Below are 20,404 nucleotides of genomic sequence, written 5' to 3'. Positions count from 1 at the left end.
GTCGTAGTAGACGACAGCCGGTATCGCCCCGTAGCAATCCCGGATCTGTAGCATTGATTTGGCGAAGCAAGCCAAACGGTAACGTGACTTACAATCGAATGTAGAGTGCCAGGCAGCCCACATTCCACATCGATGGTTGCAACACATCGCAACATTCAAATTCCCGCAGACGACTAACGTATCTCCCATTCACCGAGTAAAGACCGCAATCGTTTCTCTAATGTCCAAAAATCTGGGACTGCCTGACGCGATGCGGCTATTGAAGCGGAAACCTTGAGATCTTTGAGATCGAGAAAGCCGGTGCAGATGAACGGGAGGACACAGGTGAAATAGACCTCCGTATAGTCCGTCTGCCCATGCCAAGCGGTTTGTCCTGCATGATTGATTTGAACGACCTCCAGATCGTCGAGCCGAACGCGCGAGGTAGGCGAAGGTAACCCAGCAAGTAGGCTATCAAACCGACGTTCAGGACTGTGGTAATCATCTGGAGAACCATCATAGTGTGAGAAGTCAAACACTCGAACCCTGTCGATCGGGACTTGGGATATCAACTCGGGTCCGTCATACGCATAGGCAATATCGTGACTGCGTGCGGGATCTGCTGTTTTATATCTGAACTGGAACCCAATAGAACGCTGCGTCATCAAACAGCTCGCGGCGTTTGGCCTCGGCCGTCCCCATAGATATAGCCAGGGTATAGCATATCGATGTGGTCCAATGTCGAAATAGAAGGGCCGTCTTGCGTCCAGCGCTGGAGCTGGGTTTGGAGAAGGATCGGGGAAACTAAAGTTTTTGCAGACAACGTGCGGGTTATCAGCAAGGGGCGGCGATGAGTCCGACGGTTCGGCAAAATCCGGCAACAAGCATAAAGCGATCGCAGTGGAAATCAAAAAAATACATGCGCTCGGAACATCACGCCGCGCTGATGAGTTCGTACGTTGGAACGCAACTGGCAAAACCTTGGCCTACCTCTGAAAGGCATTTTCCGTCCCGAACACGCTTGGCCGCTTCAAGCAACAAAACATGTAGCGAGAAACTTATGGCTTGCACGCAAAAATGCAACCTTGATGTTGTTTTCTCATGCCTAATCTAACTGGTGGGCGATCGCGAGCGGTCGAGTTCAGCGCCCCCCCGCTCGCTAATTCTGAGCTAATCTCCGCGAAGCGTCGGAATGCCCGAGACATCGACCTCACGAACGGCATGCCACACATCGTATGCGGCTTGCATCCCAATCCACATCAGCGGCCCGTTACCGAACATCTTCCCAAACCGGACAGCTACGGCAACGCTAACCGGGCTTTCCTCCCTCAGGATTTCATCAAGGTCCTGTCGCGAGATGCCCAGCAAGTTAGCGATCTCCGACGTAGGCTTTCCAATTGCGGGAAGCAAGTCATCGCGAAGCAACGCTCCCGGATGAATTGGGCATCTATTCGGATCACGCATTGCTGAGACCGAGACCGTCTGCCGCTTCCCCGCAACGATCGCCGCAACCCGCGTCTCCATCTCTTCAGTGGAAATCGTGGGCCTCTTCAAGCGGCTCTCGATTGTGGCTCGCAGCGTTTCCATTGCCCCAATCTCACCTTCGATCTCCTCGTGCAGGAGCTCTAGTCCCGCCTGCAAGACATCCTCCACGCTGGAATATCTCCCGCTGTCGACAAGCGAACGCGCGAACGCTAGCTGATCTTTGGTCAGCCCTGCCAAAAGATTGCCAGTCACACCCACCTCCATCTCCGGCCCCGTTCATCCAGCCATGCCACCCGCACCCCAGTCAGATCTCGATCACCAAGCCCGGATCAAACCCCGTCGCCTCCCCCGGGTAACCCCTTGGATTGCAGACGACCCTGGTGAATCCGAGCGTATAGTCCAAGCATTGATGCACATGCCCATGCACCCACAGGTCCGGCTCGGCCTCCCTGATAAACGCCTCGCAATCCGAGGCGTAGCATGGCGACAACGGATCATCCCGGAACCACCGCGAAATCGACCGGGGTGACGGCGCATGGTGAGTGACGACAACCTTCTTTCTGACGTCGCTCCGACCCAAGCTGTCCGCTAAGAATTTGATGGAAGCGTCATGCCTACGGAAAGAGTGGATCGGCTTAAACTTCATAAACGGCTTCTTTTGAAACCGGATCTGCTTGTAGTCGTTCATGCCCTTCTCGGCCGCCCACATGGAGACTTCCGGATTGCGACCAAAGAGTCGGAAGTCGGTCCAAAATGTTGCCCCGAAAAAAAGAACGTCGTCGAGGACAACATCGCGGTCGTCAAGGAAGTGAACGTTCGGATAGCGATCGCGTAGAGCTTCGGCGGCCGCTATGCTGTCCGAAAAGAAAGCGCGATAGAACTCGTGGTTTCCCGCGACGAAAATAACCGGCACCTCTGGACCCACGAACGCAGAAAGCCATTCGATGCTCGGCACCACCCCCTTGTCCAGCACATCCCCCGCACAGACGATGACATCGATGTCGTCCGGCGGGGTCACCTGAAAAGGCGCCCCGAATTCGAGGTGGATATCGGAAAAAACCCAGATTCTCATGCCTCGGCTCCCAACTCTGAAACTACTTCATTGCGTAACGCCTGCAGGATATCGTCGGCCGAGAGTTCAAAGCTCTTCGCCAAACGCTCAGCCAGCTTTTCAACTGCTGGACGTTTGGCTGTCAGGATTTCCGTTACCCTGCTATACTGAACCTCCAGACGACGCTGGACGGCTCCGCGAAGGACCGGATCGCTTTGCCTCAGTGACTCCATCGGTCGCTGGCCGAAGCCGATGTCCGTCACGAGGTTGTCGCCAAACGCAAAACAACGTTCCATCATGGTTGCCAGATCGCTGGCTCTCGTGAGATCGGATGCCGCATCGCCACCCGATGCCATCGAGTGTTCGCCAAAGAAGATGCGTTCCGCGGCCATGCCACTGAGAAGGATCGCGATCGAGTCAGCCAAGTAGGATTCAGACGTCATGAGGGGTGGCTTCTCGTTGAATAAGGTCATACCGATATGGTTCCAACCGACTTTTGAGGGCCGCCATCGATTGATCTTGACGCCTAGCAGCTGCATGGGCCGCAGCGTAGCGCCGACAACCGCGTGTCCGATCTCGTGGACCGCGAGACGGAGCCCCTCCTCTTCGCTGTAAGTGGCCAGTGGCGGCATTGCCAGAAGCAGGTCTTCGTCAGTCACCGTTCTCCGGCCCGAACTCCGAGCAATGCGCCTAGCATCTCGAGCCAGCTTCTCGATGTCCGCTCCGGACCAATCCTCCGACGATACAACAAACGTATCTAAATCCTCGAGAGCCAACTCCGGCAGATGGTATCTCAGGATTGATTTGCGATCCTCGGCATTAGGTCGGTCGATATGGACGATCTGCTCAAACCTGCCGGGTCGCAGTAAAGCTGGGTCAATCGCGCTTGCATCGTTTGTAGAGCCAACCACGATAACGCCTTCCCGCCCTTCCGACGGGTCCAGGCACTCCAGCAGCCCGTTAATTACCTGCCGTTTATAGTCGTGGTAGTCGCTACTCTTGTATGCATCTCGATCACCGACGCTGTCGAGTTCGTCGATAGCAAGGATAGACGGCCGAACGGCTGCCGCCTCCTCGAAGGACTTGCGCATCTCCTTGAGCAAGTCGCCGAGATGTCCTTTCGACTGCCACCTAGCAGCGGAAGTCGCAACCAAGGGGATACCGCAAGTGTTCGAGAGAGCTTTGGGAAAGGTTGTTTTCCCAGTGCCCGTCGGTCCTGCAAGAAGAATGCCTTTGTCGATGTCGGACCACTGCAGATCCCCGGCCATCCAAGCTTTGATATCGCCAGCAAGTCGGAGGCCCCATGTCTTCGCAGCTCCGAAGCCCGAGAGGTCTTCGAGACGGGGCGACGCTGGGTTCGTTGACGATTTGCTCGGTGCCATATCCTCAGACGCCACCGCTTTCAGCCGTTGAACGACGTTTGAGATTGACCGGTGCGGTAGCACCGCCAAGCGTACGTCGCAGAGACGGCAACTGGCGAGGAACACGGTGTCGCGATAAGAAGCCGTACGCCCGAGCAGCTTTGCTGCTGCCGCGAAGTGACTAGCTCTGGGCAGTTCCATGTCGATCCTACGATCGATCAGAAGAGCGAAATCAGTCGAGATTTCGGTATCGTCTGTGTAGAAAATGACGACCCGCCGCAATTCATTGAATTTGCGCGCGAGGTCCCATGTCCGCCCCTTGATGGTAGCGACGTTGGCTACTAGGACAACCGGCGCACCATCATCATCGGTCTCACATTCAGGATCGAGCATTCTGCGCGTGGCCAACTCATATACGTACATGTCGTCTTTCTCGGGGAGCCGGATTGCCAGGACGTAATGTGCGGTTCGCAGATGCGGTCGCATTGTGCGACGGATAGCCATTTCGGCGACAAGAGTGACGAAATTTGCCGGCGGGCGAGCCTTACGGTTCCAGAATTCTTCGGAAAATGTCATGATGAGCCTCGATGATTGGAGTAACGACGGTAGGCTCAGCTACTAATTCGTCTCACCATCGTCTCGGGGCCGATCAGCTCGTCGTCGAGTTCCACCGCGAGGTAGCCTTGTAGGATTAGGGAGGCGATTGCGGCCACGGGCTGGGTTTCGCGAACTGCACGGAGGCAGTCGGCAAAAGACAACGGCCCGTGTTCACCGACCAACGCCAGCAACCGAACGCGGTCACCAAGAGGAACAACGTGCCCTGCGTACCGAAGAAGGTCCTTCGCGTTTGCGAGCCTGAAGCCCTCGTAGATTTCCGCCCGATCGACCGAACGGTAATGGCACGACATCTCCGAGGCCGCGGTCGCGACGGCATCTTGGTCAGGAAGATTCTTGCGATCGAAGACGTCCAGCAGCCACAGACGACCGTCCATGTCTTCCATCTGGAGGTCAGGAGCGTGCTTTTTGCGGCCGACCCTTAGCACGACAGCGCCACATGTCCACGAACGCACACTAGGATTGAGATCAAGCACACTGCCCATGTCACGAACTGCGTTCGAGCGGAAAACGGGTCGGCTTGGGCCTTTCAGTGTGGGTTTGTAGGCGATTTCACTTGGGGAAACGACAACCGATTTCCGGTTTTGCTGCATGCGATCCTGAGGTGCCATGCCTGACCTCTAACTCATACGAACTGGACACAATCGAACTGGACACCATTCCGCCCGCGCGGTTGCGTTCAAATAATTCGGATCAGTCGTTTCGCAGCTATATGGGTCATGACGAGAACATAAGATGAACATCGGCTGCATGTCAATATATTTTCTTATTTAGGGTACGCTAAAGTTTCTTTTTACAGGCTGTTAACCTTAAGGCGCGACCGTAGACTACCTTGTAGCGATGCGGACCGGAGGCATGACTGACGACATCTTCCTGCTGGACACGAATGTGATCAGTAACACCATCAAGACGTACCCTTTGCCGGCGGTGAAACGATGGCTGGAAAACGAAACGCGTCTGGCCCTATCCTTTCCTGTGATTTTGGAGATCGAAACAGGGATCGCGGATTTGCGGCGGGTTGATCCCACCCGCGCCCGGAAGCTGGCTGAATGGGTCGATGGCTTGCTCAAGACGAGATTCTACTACCCGCCCTCCTCGCCGGAGGTCGCACGGGTACTCGCGAGGCTATACTGCTGCCGGCCTCTCGAGAGGCTTTGGCAGCCTGAAGAAGACAAAAAGCCAGGGCAAGATCTGTTCATCGCAGCGATGTCGATCGTCTACGACATGCCCATTGCAACGATGAACAGTGGTGACTTCGAGCAAATCAATAAACATCGCCCTCTGCCGGGAGTGTTCAATCCCAATCGTGGGATATGGACTATTCCGCGGTTGACCAAGACCGCGAAGGATGACCCGTCTGCTGAAGTTGGCGCGAGAGACGAGCCCCCGAGATTAGCGTCGAACCAAGATCAAGAGCAGCCAAATGATTGGGGAGCGCTTTCGCGTCTCTCCCGGTGGTAAAGCCAAGGAGCGCTGTGCTATCCGCGACGAGGTCCTGACTCAAGCTTCGTCAGGAGCACCTCGCGCCAGGTACTGACCGAGCGTTTCAGCCGCATTGTCAGGAATAAACCGGATCTCGAATTTGCCGCCGCTGTCGCGAACGATCTGCGCCTCGCCGGCTTTGGCGTCGTCGAAAACCTCGCGTATGCGCTCTTCCGCATCGCCTCGCGACCACTCGTGCTGGTCTTTCATCCGGGCACTCCCAAGCTAGACTCACACTATACCTCTCCACCGTGGTCATGAAAAGGAGGACCCGGTAATAGAGGACTCCGTGTCTGCTCGGCGAGCCAGCAGCGATCACATTGGCCACGCTTGGCTAGGCTCGCGGGGATGAGGTACACGGTGTCGGAGTCTATAGTTTCGTCGGCCCTGTACGTTTTAGCCCAGGCATCATCGCGATCCATGTGCCTTTGTCGTTGAGACCCTCAAGCTTCCCACCAGGGCATTTGCTGCTACCGAACGTTCCGTCAGCGTCAGCTTCTTTCGGGTAATACCGCCCGATTGAAACCAGATAGTGGGAAATTTCCTTCGTGAGGTGGTCCCGCCGTCCGTATTTCGCGCAGATCGCCAGAATCTGCGGCTCGACTAACTCATAATCTTCCGTCGACAAGTCGGCATCGCCAAAGAGGAACCCTCCCAGTACAGCCACGATATCGCAGCCGGTGCTTGCCACTTCCTCGACGAATGCGGGAATTTGATTTTCGATCATCATTCTCATCTCTTCTCCATGGCCGCGGGAAAGGCCGGCGACTCGCCAAGCATCACACTATCCGCACCGCCCGGGCTAGTCGCAGATCTGCGGGTCCAGCTTGAGCGGCAAGCAGACGTTTTTCCTCGGACGGAAAACTCATCGTCGGTCGATCCGCTCTGCTGTCAGGCTTAGTAGTCAGCCCTTGGCCTACGCTGATCGAGCCGGTCGACGTCGAGATCAGCCGCGTCGCACAGCAGGACGGGAATTCCATCGATGAGCTGACCGCATTGCTCACGTCAGAATACGGGAACGAACTAGCCTCCAAGCCCGCTCCCTAACGATCGTCTTGGACCCCCACAACCTGTTCGAGAACGAGTGAACTTAGCCTCCGATCGAGGCGATACCCCTCCTGGCAGGGTCGTCGTAGCCGGAGGATACACTTCTATCAACCGCCACGAGCCGCTTGCCTCCCGACCCGAAGGACCGGGTTTTCCGTGCGGCAGGTAACAAAGCATATTACCGAGCCCGCGACTTCAAGCGACCTCTTGACCATACCTGTCACTGCGATGACCCATTCGGCACCAGGGCAGACGGCCTGACGCACTAACTCACCTGGGAACCGATCGGTAACAAGTTTGAACTACTGAAAGCTTGAGAAACCAGCAATCAGGAAACCTAAATGCCTATCGTAGGGAAGTTCAACAAGGTTGACGACAAAGTTGCCGAGTATGAGGTCAGCATCGACGGGCAATCGCCTGTAAAAACGGGGAAAGGCGAGCACGGTCGAAGCCGAGCGTCGTCAGCAGTCGCGCATTACAAAGACAAGAAAGTTTCCCTGGAGAAGTTTCAGAAGGCCCTCGAAATGATGGAGCGTATGGCTGAGGAGGATGCCTCGTTCTCGGTCGAGATAGCCCCCGAGGCGGGGCCCTTTTTCGATGTGACTATTGACGGAGAGTCGTTTTTTACCGGCTATGAGATCGACAAGCTGATTGTCGCGCTAGCTCCAGATCAAAAGCCCACCGTGGATCCCCGGGGACCCGGCTTTTAGTACTCTGAAATCGTCGAGCGTTAGTGATACGTTCATACCCGATAACGGCCGGCGGGGACCTTTCGAGGCAATGGCGATAGTCCAGTAGTGCGCCATTGCCTTCCCTCAATTCGAAAGCGCTCCATTGCGAATAAAGCTCCCTCAAATCGGCAGCAAGTTCTTTAAATTCCAACGTAGGCGACCGGGCGAGCGCTCTCGCTAGCTCTTCGGTCCACAGACCTAAAGCCGTGACATCACCAAGGACCACGCAGCACAGCGCGATATCAAGCTCGATTGGGAACCTTGGCTCTTTTTCCTCAGCCCGACTCGCATTCCGTGCAATATAAGCGTCTAATGCGACATCAACGGTCTTTAGCTGGTGATCTGACATAGGTTGAGCTCCTCATTGTCATTAGATGATCCTGTCAGATGGCGGCCGGCGCAAATCCGTTGAGATAACCAGCTCATATCGGGTATTCGTCACATATGGTTGAAACACGAATCTCAGCCGCTGGAACGGTCTTCGGTTCCCACGCGCGTGACGGGCGGCTGGGTGATCGGGTGGCCGTCCGCGGCCAAGGTAAACGACCGCGCAAGATGCTCAATCTCGCCTCGTGATCTCGCAATAAACGATATCACGGTTTTCACCGAACCAAACCCGCGTTCCGACATCGACGCCGTGCGCACTTTCGCCGGCGATTTTCCACATGTCGTCCTCTGATCTTAGCAGCAGCGGCCAGTTCATGAACGTTTCCATGTAGCCGTCCACTGCGGTCTCATCAGAGAAATTTGCAAACAAGAAGATCCCGCCAGGCTTCAGCATGCTCAAGCATTTTCGGGTCAACCTCACGCCCACCTGCGCGGGCAGATAGTCGTAAAGCCCAGCGGCATAGACAAAATCGAACGCCGTCAAATCGTGGCGGTTGCCAAGCAACGATTTGACCGATCCGTTCACGGCTTCGACGGCGGTGCCCCTATAATCACGTGCGACGGTACCGACACTGATCGGGTCCTGATCGAAAGCCACCCATCGCCTCACGCCCCCTTCGTTTAGCGCCTTAGACTTTGCCGCCTCGCGCAGATGTCCAGACGCAATCGACAGCACGTCGATTGGCGCAGGAGAGGTCTTAGAGATGCTATCAACGCGTTCGGCGAGGATATCTCGACGTTCGCGGACGGCGACCGACGAGGTCGCATTTCGGGTGTATGCATAGATCGCCCTACCAAGGTCTGAGGACATGGCAACCGCAGCTGAAGTGTCACCCGTGTCGTAAATGAAGTCGAGGAGATTTGCATCGCCCGAGTATCCGCGGGGCTTCTCAAACGACCAACGCGTAAGGGGGTCTTGATGCAGAAAATCGGCAACTGGGTGGGATTGAGCGATCAATGTGATTTCGTTCCAGACGCCCACGTGCGAACGACGGCGCAACGAATGTAGGTCTCGGGTCAATCGCGCTATGATTGACGACGGATCGAGCCCGCCCTGAAACTGCTGCAGTGCAGTGTCCAGAATGAGAGCGAGCTCGGCTTTCGCGACGACCAATTCCCCTGGGTTCTCCATCGCGAGGGACCCATTTCCCGCTCGGAACTGCGCGTCCGTGATCAAGCTTTCCCCATCAAACGCAAAGCTTTGTGCCATTTTGAACCCTCATTGATGTATGGTTAATCATAAACATCGCCCGAAAATAAAGCGACTGGATTCCACACGTGCTGAGGGTAATTTTGCCGTTGTGATTGTGATTCTAATTTAGCAAATTCGTCGAATTCTTAATTAGCTGAACGCGAGTAGCCGACAGTAACGTTTGAAGGGCGCACACTAATGATCAACTATTGCGTGCATATATCCATCGATAACTGCGGTCGGTTTGCGTGAGTGTGGCTGCGGCGAACGTGCCGGCGCACGACCTAAACATGGCGTACTCATTCGCAGACGCGCGCAGATCGTTGGAAACCGAAAAAGATGCTATCCGGCGTCGTTGGTCTCGCCACGGCTTGTGGGTGGCAGTCGGCGTTTATGTAGGTTTCGCGGCTCCGGACAGTTGGCTTATCCCTGACGTTGCGCCAACGACAATTGCTGCCCGCCTCGTCATCGCGTTCGCAGCACTGCTGGCGTTCGAGGTGCTGCGGATTGCCAAGGCGCGGACCATCTGGCTGGACGTCACCTGCGCTTCGGCCTTAGTCGTCGGATACATCGGTTGGCTTTGGCCAGCAGTGGCAAGTCATGACACGACAGCTATGTCCTACTACATGATATTCGGTGCTATCTTCATGATGGGCGCGAACCTGTTTTTCAGCTTCTCGTTTCGGCTATCGGTCGCTACCTCGGGGATCGTGCTCCTCGCATTTTTCATCTCTATTTACTGGGTCTTCCCGACGACTCCCGCCTATCGCTTGGCGTTCGGCCTATTTTATATCTCCTGCTTCCTGTTCACGTCATTCGTGAATTGGCGATTGAACGTCGAACGAAGCAACGTCCTGCTGAATGCTGCGGAGGCCCGCTATCAGCAATGGGCTGCGACAGAGCGAGGGTTGGAACTTCTCGAGCTATCCAACACCGACTACCTGACCGGTATCGAAAACCGCAGAGCGTTGGACAGACGGCTCGATGAATGCTGGGAAGGCTGGAGGAAGCATCGTCGCGCATTCGCCGTGATCTTGATCGACGTCGACTTCTTCAAACGCTTCAACGATCAGTACGGCCACCAGGAAGGCGATCGCTGCCTCACCGTCATCGCCAAGTCGCTCAGAGATGTCGTTTCGAGCTCACATGGGACGATCGGCAGATACGGCGGCGAAGAATTCATTGTCGTCATGCCCACTGGAACGCCGGAGATGGCAAAGTCGATGGCAAACCGAATTCGACGCGACATTGAGGATTTGGCGATTGCTCACGCAGAGCGCCCTGACGATCGTTCAGTGGTGACCGTGAGCGTCGGCGTCGCGGTTACGCGGCAACAAAGTGGCGATAAAGTCGAGCGAATTGTCCGAGAGGCGGATTTGGCGCTTTACGCGGCAAAAGCTACGGGACGCAACTGCGTTCGCGTGTTCGATCCATCGCTTCCTCGTCCAGATGACAGCGTCGGGAAGCTTGTCCCGCTTCTTGCCGCAGCGATTGACCGTAATCTCGTCTCCCTGGTTTATCAGCCGATCTTCGATGTCGATGGCGTTGCGCGAGCGGTCGAAGCGTTGATGCGCTTCAAGATGCCAGATGGCACGGCTGTTTCGCCAAAGATTTTCATCCCGGTTGCGGAACAAACAGGGGCGATCCTGGAACTGGGTCGCTGGGCGATTGAAACGGCCTGCAGGGACATTCTGATGACCGACCGAATGGCAACAGTCAGCGTGAACGTCTCCCCCGTCCAGCTAAAGTCAGCTGACTTCGCATCGAACGTGTCGGATATTCTGAAAGAGTGCGGGATATCTGGGTCACGTCTGGCGCTGGAGATCACGGAAGGGCTGCATATGGAAATGCAGTCGGAGGTATTCAAGTGCATTGCCGACCTGCGGGCGCTCGGTGTCGAAATATGGCTGGACGATTTTGGCTCAGGATTTGCCGGCCTATCTTGGCTACGTGCGATCGAGTTCCAAACGGTCAAGGTCGACAGAACATTTCTGCATGACTGCTCGAATCCGCGTGGGCTTACCATGCTTCAAGACATGATTTCGCTCATCCGCAACCGGGGAAATACGATCCTCGTCGAGGGGGTGGAAACTGCAGCCCAGTTGTCACTCCTCAGAGAGCTCGGGATAGATCGCGTCCAGGGGTTCCACTTGGGGATGCCAGTTAGCGCTGATATGCTGAAGGCGGCATAACAGGCTATAACAGCCGTTATGCGCCTAACGTTGGGCCGGGAGGCGATGGCATGGCAGCGGTGAGCGCGGGCATTCTTTTGTATCGATCGGTGGACAGCGAAACAGAAGTACTCCTCGTCCATCCAGGTGGGCCATTTTGGGCTAAAAAGAACGAGGCAGCTTGGTCGATTCCAAAAGGCCTCGTCGATCCGGGGGAGGATCACCTAGATGCTGCAAAGCGTGAACTGTTCGAAGAAACAGGAGTCACGCTTAGCAGCGAGCCACGATTGCTTGGAACCTACAAACAACCCGGATCAAAGAGCGTCGAGGTATGGGTCGCGAAGGCCGACGGTTCGGAAGAGCCAGATCCATCTGTCAGCTCGCAGTTCGACATCGAATGGCCGCCGCATTCCGGGAAACGCGAGTTCTTCCCCGAGGTCGATCGTGCCGAATGGTTTGTTCTTGAGGAGGCAGCACTAGCGTTGCACAAAGGTCAGGTTGCAATGCTAGATGACCTGAGACGATTTCTGAGTGAGTGATTGAGTAGGCCGCCGGAGATCCTCGAGACGGGTCGTTGACTTTCGCTCGGAAAAAGAACATAAAGTGAACACACTGGAAATTGGAAATCACAACGGCCATGCCCCAAACGGCGGTTGCTCAACCTTGCCCTTATGACGTGTCCGATGCTTCCGAAACTGCGAGGCATGAACGCCGCCGTTCGGGCTTACCAGGAAGGAATCCGAGACGCTGACCATGTTGAATAAACCTGCGAAGGAAATCGATGCAGACTTCGAGGTCGAAGCTGCCTTGGCCTTTCACGATGACGATGCGAAAGCGACAATTGCCACGCTTCTCGCGGACGTCAAGTACCTAAGACTGCAGTTGGCGCTCGCGGAGGCCGCGATGAGCCATGGTATGACACGGGGCTGGACACCCTCATTCGAGCGGGACGTCTAGTTTGCTGGACATGACAAGCAGATCGAAAAAGACGAGCTTCGAGGCCGCTTTCCGAAAGTGGTGGGTGGCCCAAGGGCCGGAATTCCACAGCCGCATCGACCTAAGCGCCGCGAAGAAAGTGTTCCGGGCAGGCTACGCCGCTGGCAGGCGCGCTGACACGGATCGGTACATTTTTGCGGCAGGCCGTTATCGTATAACGGTTTGGGCTGACGGTCTTTTGGATGCGAAGCGGAAGGCTGTCGCGGAAGCAGATTTCCGGGCTGCCAAACGGGGCGGCAAGCGGCCGAAGGCCGGGTGGGTTCTCAAGGAGATACTATGAGGGACATCGATCATCTCATATTTCAACGCGCGCTGAAGCTCGTCACGCGCAAATGCTATTGCGACGACTGGGCGGTATTCGGCTACGACACGGTACATATTGAGGTAGTGTTAGGCGCATCATGCCTCCAGGACGTCGGCCCGCGTGGAAACCGCACCTGAGAACCTGACGGATGGCAGGTCAAGCGACTTTGCGACTGGCATCTTAGAAAATCTCGGGTAAGGTTGCATCGAAACTGGGAGACAACTGTGAAGATGATGTCCGAAAACCAGATACCAGAGTTCGTCCAAGAGGTCGCCGACACTGGCTGCGACATCACTGCTGTGCTGGGGTCTGGGTACCTCATCGGTGATGCCGACCTTTCACTGGAAGCCTACGAAATCGCCGCTCCCCGCCTCAGAAAGATCGGCGAAAAACACGGTAGCCGTGATCATCTTGTTTCGGAGATTTTCGAATACTTGGTCTCGATAGGGCGATACTACCCTAAGAGGCAGCGGATAGCCGCCGCGAACGACACCTAATGTTTCGGTCTCAACTCGGTTGCGACGCAGGCGGCAGGCGGCTATGGGTTCGTAGTAGCACCCGAAAGCAAGCGGAACTGCATGGCACGAGTACTCAGTAGTTCCAGTGGACTTCCGCCAGGCGCGGTCGGCCGAGCGTCACTTGCCGTCATTGGTATAATGTTTCTCGCGCTGATTTCCGTCCTGGGCCTGTGGCTCGTCTCAAGCTACCAGGCGACTGTAAAGCGGGCCGATACCCAGGTGAGCGCCGCATCCAAGATCGTTGCAGCGAATGCGGTCTGGCTCAACTCGCTTGCTCGCGAAACTCTGCACCGCATTGACGACTCCCTTGGATCAAGCGTGCTATCCGTCGATCCTCAGCAGGTCCACGATCTAAACGCAGCAGTCGCCGATCTCCCACCCCTGGTCACGGCATACGTAGTCGGCGTCGACGGCCTTACGCTCTACTCCAACGACCCCAAAATACAGGCGATGAATGTTTCCGATCGGGAGTATTTCACGCGCCTGAGGAACGGTGCGGAGGAATATACGTCGGCGCTGATTGTCAGCCGCTTGACCAATCGCCAGATCTTCGTAGTCAGCCGCCGGCTCGAACGGGACGGAAACTTCGCAGGGGTAGCCGCTATTGCGTTCAACTCAGATGTCTTGAAACCAATTTGGGATGCGGTTGATATGGGACCGAACTCGACCGTGAGTTTCCTTCGGCGCGACGGCAAGCTCATCGCCAGGCATCCAGAGCCGCCGGGTCCTGTTGATATGGGCGGATATGTCCTTTTCACCGACTACATGAGGAAAGCGACCTCTGGCATTTATCGCTCGTACTCACCGGTCGATAATCAGGACCGGCTAGTTGGCTACCGCATCATTGAGCGAACTCCATTCGTCGCGATCGCGTCCGCCGATGTGGAAGTCCTCATGCAGCCCTTCTGGGACGACGCGAAAATCGCTGCCTTGTTGGTAATCTTCGCGGTCGTTGGCGCAGTTGCGGCAGCGCTCTGGATTCAGAGACTTATCAGAGAAGACGCACTGCACACACACCAGCTTGCCGAAGCTTTGGCGGCAAATCAGACGCTGATGCGCGAAATCCATCACCGGGTAAAAAACAACCTTCAGACAGTCATGGCACTGCTCCGGATGCAGGGTTTCGAGCCCGAGGCGGTGCAACGTCTCAGTGAGCGCATCTCGGCGATGTCCGCTGTGCATGAACAAATGTACGGCTTTGACCAGTTCAGCGGCGTATCGGCAGCTGAGTTTATTCCGTCTTTTGTTAGAACGCTCATTGATGTTCACGGGCTCCCCGTGACCGTATCGTTCGATGTCGAGGATATGACCATAGCGCCCGACCGCGCTACGCCGTTCGCTCTTCTCGTCAACGAACTAATCGCAAACAGCATGAAGTATGCTTTTGCCGGCCGCCAAGCGGGTACTATCCATGTCAGTCTTCGATCCCAAGCTGATGGCGTAGCCGAGCTGTCCGTGGTTGACGACGGGGTCGGATTTGACGGCAGCACGGATTCTCCCGGCATGGGTACGCGTCTCATCAAAGCGTTTATTCACCAGTTGGGGGGCGAGTTTCGCTTCGAAAAGGACGGCGGGACCAAATTCAGCGCTTGGCTCAAGCTTGCGGACTAAAAGGCTTGTAAAGCCTCACTTCTGGAGCCGGCTGCCAACTCGATTTTCTTGGGCCGCCGGATCGAGACTGGGTTTCCAACCGCGGTGATAGTCTACCAAACCTAAGGTTACCCCCGCCATACTGTCGTATAATTGCCCGCTAAGTCTTCAGTGCTAGCAATGGTCCTGCAACAGAGGACCCGCGATGTACAAAGACACGATCACGACACTCGTCGACGCCGGAGAACACAAGGTTACGGCAATCCGGGAAAACATGATTGGCTTCCTGATAGGCGCGGCGATGGCTGGAGCTTATATCGGGTTCGGCAATATCATCATGTATTCGGTGACAGCGCATGTCGATGCTGCCTGGGTCCGGTTGGTTTCTGGGGCGGTGTTTTCGGCCGCGCTGACGATCGTGATTTTCGCTGGGTCGGAGTTGTTCACCGGGACAGCCATGTACATGCCGATGGCGGTCCTTTCGGGACGGTCAACGATCCCCCAGCTTCTCGGCGTCTGGACCGCAACGTGGTTTGGGAATCTCGTCGGCGCGGTAGTCCTCGCTCTACTATTCAAAGGAGCCGGCGGCGGCGCGATATTCGGAGACGGTCGCGAGCATTTCATGTCAGCCGTTGCCGCGAAGCTATCTGCACCCAGTAGCGAGCTTTTCTTTCGCGGCCTGCTTTGCAATTGGCTCGTCTGCCTGGCGATTTGGATGTGCAATCGGACCGATGACGCTAGCGCTAAAATATTCCTGATCTTCTGGCCTATCACCATCTTTGTGGCGGCTGGTTTCGAGCACTCTGTGGCGAACATGTTCACTTTCGCCACGGCGCTGCTGATGGATAGCGCAAACTCCGTCCCGATCTCCGGCGTGTTTAGAAACTTAATTTGGGTGACCCTCGGAAACCTTGCCGGAGGAGCGGTGTTCGTTGCCTGCGGCTATTGGCTACAAGAGCATGGGGGCGGTCACGAGGCACATGCGAAGTTGCCAGGTGATGCCGATCGACGATCAACCGCCGCTGAGTAGAAAGGACAACACCTAGTGGCCACAAAAGTGCGCCAAAAGAGCCGATCAGCGCTCTCGGTGCGCAAGCATACACACTTTTTACGCGACTTCGGCATGTCTAAAACTCAATGTATCATACGAGTCGAATCAAGGGCCTCTTTCAATGAACAGCAGTAACGATCCCCACGACGAACAAGCGAGACTACTCTCGGCCTTCTCAAATGCCAAAAGGTTGCGCATCCTCGAGCTTTTGCTCGACAACGAATTTCGTGTCGGGGAACTCGCGCAAGAGGTCGAGCTCAGCCAGTCTGCTTTGTCCCAGCATCTGGCTCTTCTTCGTGGAGATGGTCTGGTCAGCACACGAAGGGAAGCGCAAACAATTTACTATACGACATCTGATTACCGTGTGCGCGCAGTCCTGAACGCGCTTCGCGACGTCTACAGTGAGCCCGCCCAGATTGCCGCCCGCCGGTGAAAGAATCCAAGTTGTTTGCCTTCATCCCAGCCCCTTGAAGTTGTCATCGCCTGCTGGCATCTTGGCGTCATAGCCGTTAGAGGGAGGCAGATGGATCTGAGGGAGCAGTTTTCTACGACCGTAGCCGGCCGCCCAATGCTCGATGTAGGCCTGTTTACTTGGGACATCGGGAACGACTTAATCTATGCCGACAGCGCCCTCGCGCTTCTCTTCGGGCTCGATCCGGCGCTAACCCAGCGCGGACTTCCAATCGAAACTTATTTGGACCGGGTTCATCCATCGGACAGGCCCCAACTCGCGAAACAAATCACCGACGCCATCATCGCAGAACATCCGACAGAACAGCGATATCGCGTTCTGGACGCATCGGATGTCTACCGCTACGTTCGTGCGGTCGGACGCTGCTTTCGCAACGACGCTGATGTTCCGGTTCACTACGCCGGTATTGTGTTCCCTGACACAGACACACAGTAGCACCAGTCACCTAATCAGACGTTCCGTGCAACAATCAAGCTGAGACGCCCATTGCCTGACCTCCGCCGTCGCTCTACATTCAAAGCACCAAGTTTTTTTGTAGGCGCGTAATCCGCAGCGGACGGAGGCGGTAGTGGAGTTCCTCCCCGAAATCGATGCCAAGGCTATTCGCGTATGCTTCGATGTGTTGCGCGAACTGGAAGAAGAGCTTCCTATATCGTCCGAAGACGAGTGGCATGAGGTTCGCGCACTTCTCCTCGACTTTTATGGCCATGGCATTACGGGACATCATCGTCTCAAAGGCCTTTTATTCTCGACAATCGTAAACCGTCGTGCCGACGCAGAACGACGTCCAACCGTGCGTGCCTCCTATTACTCGTGGGGCAATGGCCTAATGCTTCGTGCACTCGCTCGTGAGATCAGTGGCGGCCAAGGCAGGTAATGTCGGCATCCGTCGCCGGAGCATCCCGAGTTCGGGCGGACCCGGTCATGTCACTAGTAGAATGGGGAGCTGACCGAATGACGTGATGTGCGCGCTTTGGGTTTGGGACCAATTCGCCTCATTCAGCCAGCTTACAAACTATCGTCAATACATGCAAAGATAGCAATACGGCAATGTCTTTTGTACGTTACCGATCAGTTCCGATGACTGGTGCCATATTGTGCAGTAACGGATGAACTTTCCCATCCGTTCCAAGACCCCCAGAGACTTGCTCGGCTCCTGCCGTCACGACAAATCAACGTCTCGAGCTAAACCTAGCGCCCGTCAATCGCCATCCGGCGCTGGCCTTTGTTGGACAGAGCGCCATCTATCGGTAGATAACCGAATTATCGAGAAAAGGACGCCATGCAAGACATACCAAGTGACGAGGCCGACTTGAGTGCGGTAATTACCGAGATCGAAGCTGTCGAGTTTGACCCAGCATCACCAGGATGGGCTGCATTGTATGCCCGGTTGGCCGGGGGCAGCACAATACGATTGGAGTTTGACGCCAAGGCGTTTGTTACGTTGGAGACCGCGATAAGCGCCGCGCAGAAGCAAATGACCGAAGACCAAGGCGTCCAGTGACTGCAAACTGACGAACGACCGAACTTCGTCTTAGTTGACGCTGCCAGTTGCCGAAATGCCAAGTGCCAGCCATCAGATCGACGGCTGGCATAATGTTTGAGGATCTAGGCTCTTGTCAGAATTCTTCCCATTGCTCCGCTGGGGTTGCTTGAAGCGCGGACGATTGTCTTCCACCGGAAAAGACACGCGTGAGCTTGCTCGCCATTGCCCGGGCTGGCGACGGGACTGAGGTTTCATTGCGGGTCACTACTCTAGCGCCGGAGACAGGGCTCACATTTGCCAACCGGAACTGTTCCACCAATTCCTTGAGCTTAGCGGACTCGGAGGCTAGCGTCGCGCCAGCCGCATTTGCTTCTTCGACCATGGCGGCGTTCTGCTGGGTCACTTGATCCATCTGATTGACTGCCGTGTTCACTTCGGCCAAGCCGATGGACTGCTCACGAGCGGAAGTGGCAATCGAGTCCATGTGGTGGTTCATCGTGACGATGTGGGCTTCGATCGTCCGGAGTGATTCACCGGTCTCGCTGACAAGCCGAACCCCGTTTTGGACCTCGTCGTTCGAGTTCCGGATAAGATCTTTGATCTCTTTCGCGGCCTTGGCCGACCGCTGAGCAAGTTCACGGACTTCCTGGGCAACGACAGCGAAACCCTTACCCGCATCCCCTGCTCGTGCAGCTTCGACGCCTGCATTGAGGGCTAGAAGGTTCGTCTGGAAAGCGATCTCGTCGATTACGCCGATGATGTTCGATATTTCGTTGGACGAACGCTCAATCTTGCTCATCGCGTCGACAGCGTTCTGTACGACCTCTCCAGATTGCCGTGCACTCTGGTTGGCCTGCACAGCGACAGAGCGGGCCTCCTCAGCACGTTTCGACGAATTCGAAACGTTCGCTGTAATCTCGTCAAGGGCAGCGGCAGTCTCCTCCAACGCAGCGGCCTGCTGCTCGGTGCGCTTCGAGAGATCATCGGCGCTTTGGCTAATCTCACGCGAGCCGCTCTCGATAGAACTTGTTGCTCCCGCCACTGATGTCAGCGTCGACCGCAGCTGTTCAACAGCCCGGTTGAAATCGGCCCTGAGCGCTTCGAAATCGTCCGCAAAGCGCGCGGTAAGCTGGTAGCTGAGGTCACCCGATGCGAGATGCTTGAGGCCATCCGCTAGACCGTTCGTCGCTTGCGCCATTTCCTGGGCACGAGCCCGATCACGCTCGCTGATGGCGCGACGCTCGTCTTCCGACATTGCCCGTTGTTTTGCGGCGTCTTCCTCGAGTTGGCCAGTGCGCACGGCGTTGTCTTTAAAAACCTGTACGGCGCGGGCCATCGCGCCGATCTCGTCCGGGCGGGCGCTCCCCTCGACCGTCGGGCTGAGGTCGCCTGACGCAAGTTTCGACATCGTCACGGTGATCCGGGAGATTACTCCGCCGAGAGCTCGGGCGAAGAAGAAGAAGCCCAAGAGCGATAGCAGTGACACGACAATAATGCCGATAACGGTCATCCTGATCGATGCCGACGCTTCCTCAGCGACCTCGCTGACATTGGAGGCAACCTCGAGGACACCGATCGTCTGGCCGGAGAAATTCTTGAATGGTACGGCGTTGACTACAAGAGTCTTGCCACCGTCTTCGATCTGAAGCGCTACCCCCTCGCCGTTGAAAGCCGACGTCAACTGCTGCTCAGACGTAAACGGCTTGGCAGCTGTGGATGCCTGGACTGAGAACTTGCCCTCAGCCGCGATGTAAACCGTAATGTCTCCATCCAGCTTGGCCGCAATAGGCTCGAAATAGGCGTTAGTCAGCCCGGTTCCGATATCGACAACGCCGACCGCTTTACCGTCGGCAATAATTGGAGCCGACGCAAACATCGAGACAGCAGACTTGCCGGGCTCGATCCCAGCAACAAGTTTTCCAGAGGCCAACGCTTCAACGACGGTCTTGCGGCGACCAGTCATATCGTCTCCGAATTTCTCCGGTGTGTGAATACGAGCGAGCGCGACCCCCTTGGCATCGGTAAACGTTATGTTCTGGAGACCGCCGCTTTCCTTGATGGCCGGCATGGCGCTCACATAGCGAGCGATGAGTTCATCTCGAGAGTTCGAAGTGACCAGTCGCGCGACATCGGGTTCACCTGCAAGCGCGATCGCGAGTGCCGAGGCCGCCTTCTGTTGTGCATCCATGTCGGTCTGGATGAGGGCAAGATCGCCAGCGGCTTCACGTGTAAGCGCCTCATGCTCGGCTTTGGTCTGCCTATAGAGCACGCTCGCGCCGATAGCGACGCTCGAGAACAGGACAGCGGCAAAGCCGCATGCAGTTATTGTAACCCAAAGAGGTCTTTTGACTTCTACGTCTGGCATTCGACTCCACCCCAACAAAATTGCGGGCTATCAGTGCCCACGCAACTTCAAATATTCTATTAAACGTTTAACCAGTTCTCACTAGGTGAATTGACCCCAACAGGGTGACGGCGGAGCTCCA

22 protein-coding genes are annotated in these 20,404 nt (G+C 56.0%); 13 read left to right on the top strand and 9 right to left on the bottom strand.

Going from position 1 to position 20,404, the window contains the following annotated elements:
* Positions 1-173: 173 nt before the first annotated feature.
* From ACCD05_RS09990 to ACCD05_RS09970, 5 genes are all read right to left on the bottom strand, one after another.
* Complete coding sequence (locus ACCD05_RS09990; RefSeq protein WP_413392338.1) at positions 174-644, bottom strand: hypothetical protein; 471 nt, start codon at positions 642-644, stop codon at positions 174-176.
* 505 nt (positions 645-1,149) lie between these two features.
* Entirely contained in the window at positions 1,150-1,716 is a 567-nt protein-coding gene (locus ACCD05_RS09985; protein ID WP_413392336.1) for a HigA family addiction module antitoxin, read from the bottom strand.
* A gap of 52 nt (positions 1,717-1,768) precedes the next feature.
* A complete protein-coding gene (locus ACCD05_RS09980; protein WP_413392334.1) occupies positions 1,769-2,536 on the bottom strand; it encodes a metallophosphoesterase in 768 nt (255 codons plus the stop codon).
* Positions 2,533-4,452: an AAA family ATPase gene (locus ACCD05_RS09975; protein WP_413392333.1), complete on the bottom strand. Its 1,920-nt coding sequence runs from the start codon at positions 4,450-4,452 to the stop codon at positions 2,533-2,535. Before ACCD05_RS09975 ends, ACCD05_RS09980 begins: the two co-directional genes overlap by 4 nt.
* A 35-nt stretch (positions 4,453-4,487) precedes the next feature.
* On the bottom strand, positions 4,488-5,102 hold the full coding sequence (locus tag ACCD05_RS09970; RefSeq protein WP_413392331.1) for a hypothetical protein: 615 nt from the start codon (positions 5,100-5,102) through the stop codon (positions 4,488-4,490).
* 244 nt (positions 5,103-5,346) lie between these two features.
* Between ACCD05_RS09970 and ACCD05_RS09965 the strand changes: the two genes are divergently transcribed.
* Entirely contained in the window at positions 5,347-5,952 is a 606-nt protein-coding gene (locus ACCD05_RS09965) for a PIN domain-containing protein (RefSeq protein ID WP_113168733.1), read from the top strand.
* Positions 5,953-5,991: 39 nt separating this feature from the next.
* On the opposite strand, the gene ACCD05_RS09960 is transcribed toward ACCD05_RS09965, so the two are convergent.
* Together ACCD05_RS09960 and ACCD05_RS09955 are read right to left on the bottom strand one after the other, a co-directional pair.
* Positions 5,992-6,183: a hypothetical protein gene (locus ACCD05_RS09960; RefSeq protein WP_413392329.1), complete on the bottom strand. Its 192-nt coding sequence runs from the start codon at positions 6,181-6,183 to the stop codon at positions 5,992-5,994.
* Between the two features lie 160 nt (positions 6,184-6,343).
* On the bottom strand, positions 6,344-6,703 hold the full coding sequence (locus ACCD05_RS09955; protein WP_413392327.1) for a hypothetical protein: 360 nt from the start codon (positions 6,701-6,703) through the stop codon (positions 6,344-6,346).
* A 658-nt stretch (positions 6,704-7,361) separates the two neighbouring features.
* Here ACCD05_RS09955 and ACCD05_RS09950 point away from each other — a divergent pair.
* Positions 7,362-7,730 carry a hypothetical protein gene (locus tag ACCD05_RS09950; RefSeq protein ID WP_413392325.1) on the top strand — a complete coding sequence of 123 codons (369 nt, stop codon included), beginning with the start codon at positions 7,362-7,364 and terminating at the stop codon, positions 7,728-7,730.
* Between the two features lie 580 nt (positions 7,731-8,310).
* On the opposite strand, the gene ACCD05_RS09945 is transcribed toward ACCD05_RS09950, so the two are convergent.
* Complete coding sequence (locus tag ACCD05_RS09945) at positions 8,311-9,348, bottom strand: class I SAM-dependent methyltransferase (RefSeq protein WP_413392323.1); 1,038 nt, start codon at positions 9,346-9,348, stop codon at positions 8,311-8,313.
* 272 nt (positions 9,349-9,620) lie between these two features.
* Here ACCD05_RS09945 and ACCD05_RS09940 point away from each other — a divergent pair, with 272 nt between their 5' ends.
* The 11 genes from ACCD05_RS09940 to ACCD05_RS09890 all read left to right on the top strand — a co-directional run bounded on the left by ACCD05_RS09940 (position 9,621) and on the right by ACCD05_RS09890 (position 17,936).
* Positions 9,621-11,522 (top strand): putative bifunctional diguanylate cyclase/phosphodiesterase, encoded by a 1,902-nt coding sequence (locus tag ACCD05_RS09940; protein WP_413392321.1) that lies wholly within the window; start codon positions 9,621-9,623, stop codon positions 11,520-11,522.
* A 50-nt stretch (positions 11,523-11,572) separates the two neighbouring features.
* Positions 11,573-12,040, top strand: a complete 468-nt coding sequence (locus tag ACCD05_RS09935; RefSeq protein WP_413392319.1) for an NUDIX domain-containing protein — start codon at positions 11,573-11,575, stop codon at positions 12,038-12,040.
* A 214-nt stretch (positions 12,041-12,254) separates the two neighbouring features.
* The gene (locus ACCD05_RS09930) at positions 12,255-12,458 is read left to right on the top strand and encodes a hypothetical protein (protein ID WP_413392317.1); all 204 of its coding nucleotides are present in this window, start codon (positions 12,255-12,257) and stop codon (positions 12,456-12,458) included.
* A gap of 315 nt (positions 12,459-12,773) precedes the next feature.
* Positions 12,774-12,938: a hypothetical protein gene (locus ACCD05_RS09925; RefSeq protein WP_413392315.1), complete on the top strand. Its 165-nt coding sequence runs from the start codon at positions 12,774-12,776 to the stop codon at positions 12,936-12,938.
* Positions 12,939-13,031: 93 nt separating this feature from the next.
* Positions 13,032-13,298, top strand: coding sequence for a hypothetical protein (locus ACCD05_RS09920; RefSeq protein ID WP_413392379.1), 267 nt, complete (start codon positions 13,032-13,034; stop codon positions 13,296-13,298).
* Positions 13,299-13,457: 159 nt separating this feature from the next.
* Positions 13,458-14,930 (top strand): sensor histidine kinase, encoded by a 1,473-nt coding sequence (locus ACCD05_RS09915; protein ID WP_413392313.1) that lies wholly within the window; start codon positions 13,458-13,460, stop codon positions 14,928-14,930.
* A 184-nt stretch (positions 14,931-15,114) separates the two neighbouring features.
* On the top strand, positions 15,115-15,939 hold the full coding sequence (locus ACCD05_RS09910; RefSeq protein WP_413392311.1) for a formate/nitrite transporter family protein: 825 nt from the start codon (positions 15,115-15,117) through the stop codon (positions 15,937-15,939).
* A gap of 142 nt (positions 15,940-16,081) precedes the next feature.
* Positions 16,082-16,393 (top strand): ArsR/SmtB family transcription factor, encoded by a 312-nt coding sequence (locus tag ACCD05_RS09905; RefSeq protein ID WP_413392309.1) that lies wholly within the window; start codon positions 16,082-16,084, stop codon positions 16,391-16,393.
* 90 nt (positions 16,394-16,483) lie between these two features.
* Positions 16,484-16,867, top strand: a complete 384-nt coding sequence (locus ACCD05_RS09900) for a PAS domain-containing protein (RefSeq protein WP_413392307.1) — start codon at positions 16,484-16,486, stop codon at positions 16,865-16,867.
* A gap of 133 nt (positions 16,868-17,000) precedes the next feature.
* The gene (locus tag ACCD05_RS09895; RefSeq protein ID WP_413392305.1) at positions 17,001-17,309 is read left to right on the top strand and encodes a hypothetical protein; all 309 of its coding nucleotides are present in this window, start codon (positions 17,001-17,003) and stop codon (positions 17,307-17,309) included.
* Between the two features lie 405 nt (positions 17,310-17,714).
* Positions 17,715-17,936, top strand: coding sequence for a hypothetical protein (locus tag ACCD05_RS09890; protein WP_413392303.1), 222 nt, complete (start codon positions 17,715-17,717; stop codon positions 17,934-17,936).
* 115 nt (positions 17,937-18,051) lie between these two features.
* Here the strand turns inward: ACCD05_RS09890 and ACCD05_RS09885 are convergent, their stop codons facing one another.
* Positions 18,052-20,283, bottom strand: a complete 2,232-nt coding sequence (locus ACCD05_RS09885) for a methyl-accepting chemotaxis protein (RefSeq protein ID WP_413392301.1) — start codon at positions 20,281-20,283, stop codon at positions 18,052-18,054.
* Positions 20,284-20,404 lie beyond the last annotated feature (121 nt).

The organism is Rhizobium sp. Rhizsp42, from assembly GCF_047304155.1.
GTDB lineage: Bacteria > Pseudomonadota > Alphaproteobacteria > Rhizobiales > Rhizobiaceae > Rhizobium.
Note: the sequence above shows the minus strand (reverse complement) of the source record. Positions and strands in the feature narration are given on the sequence as shown.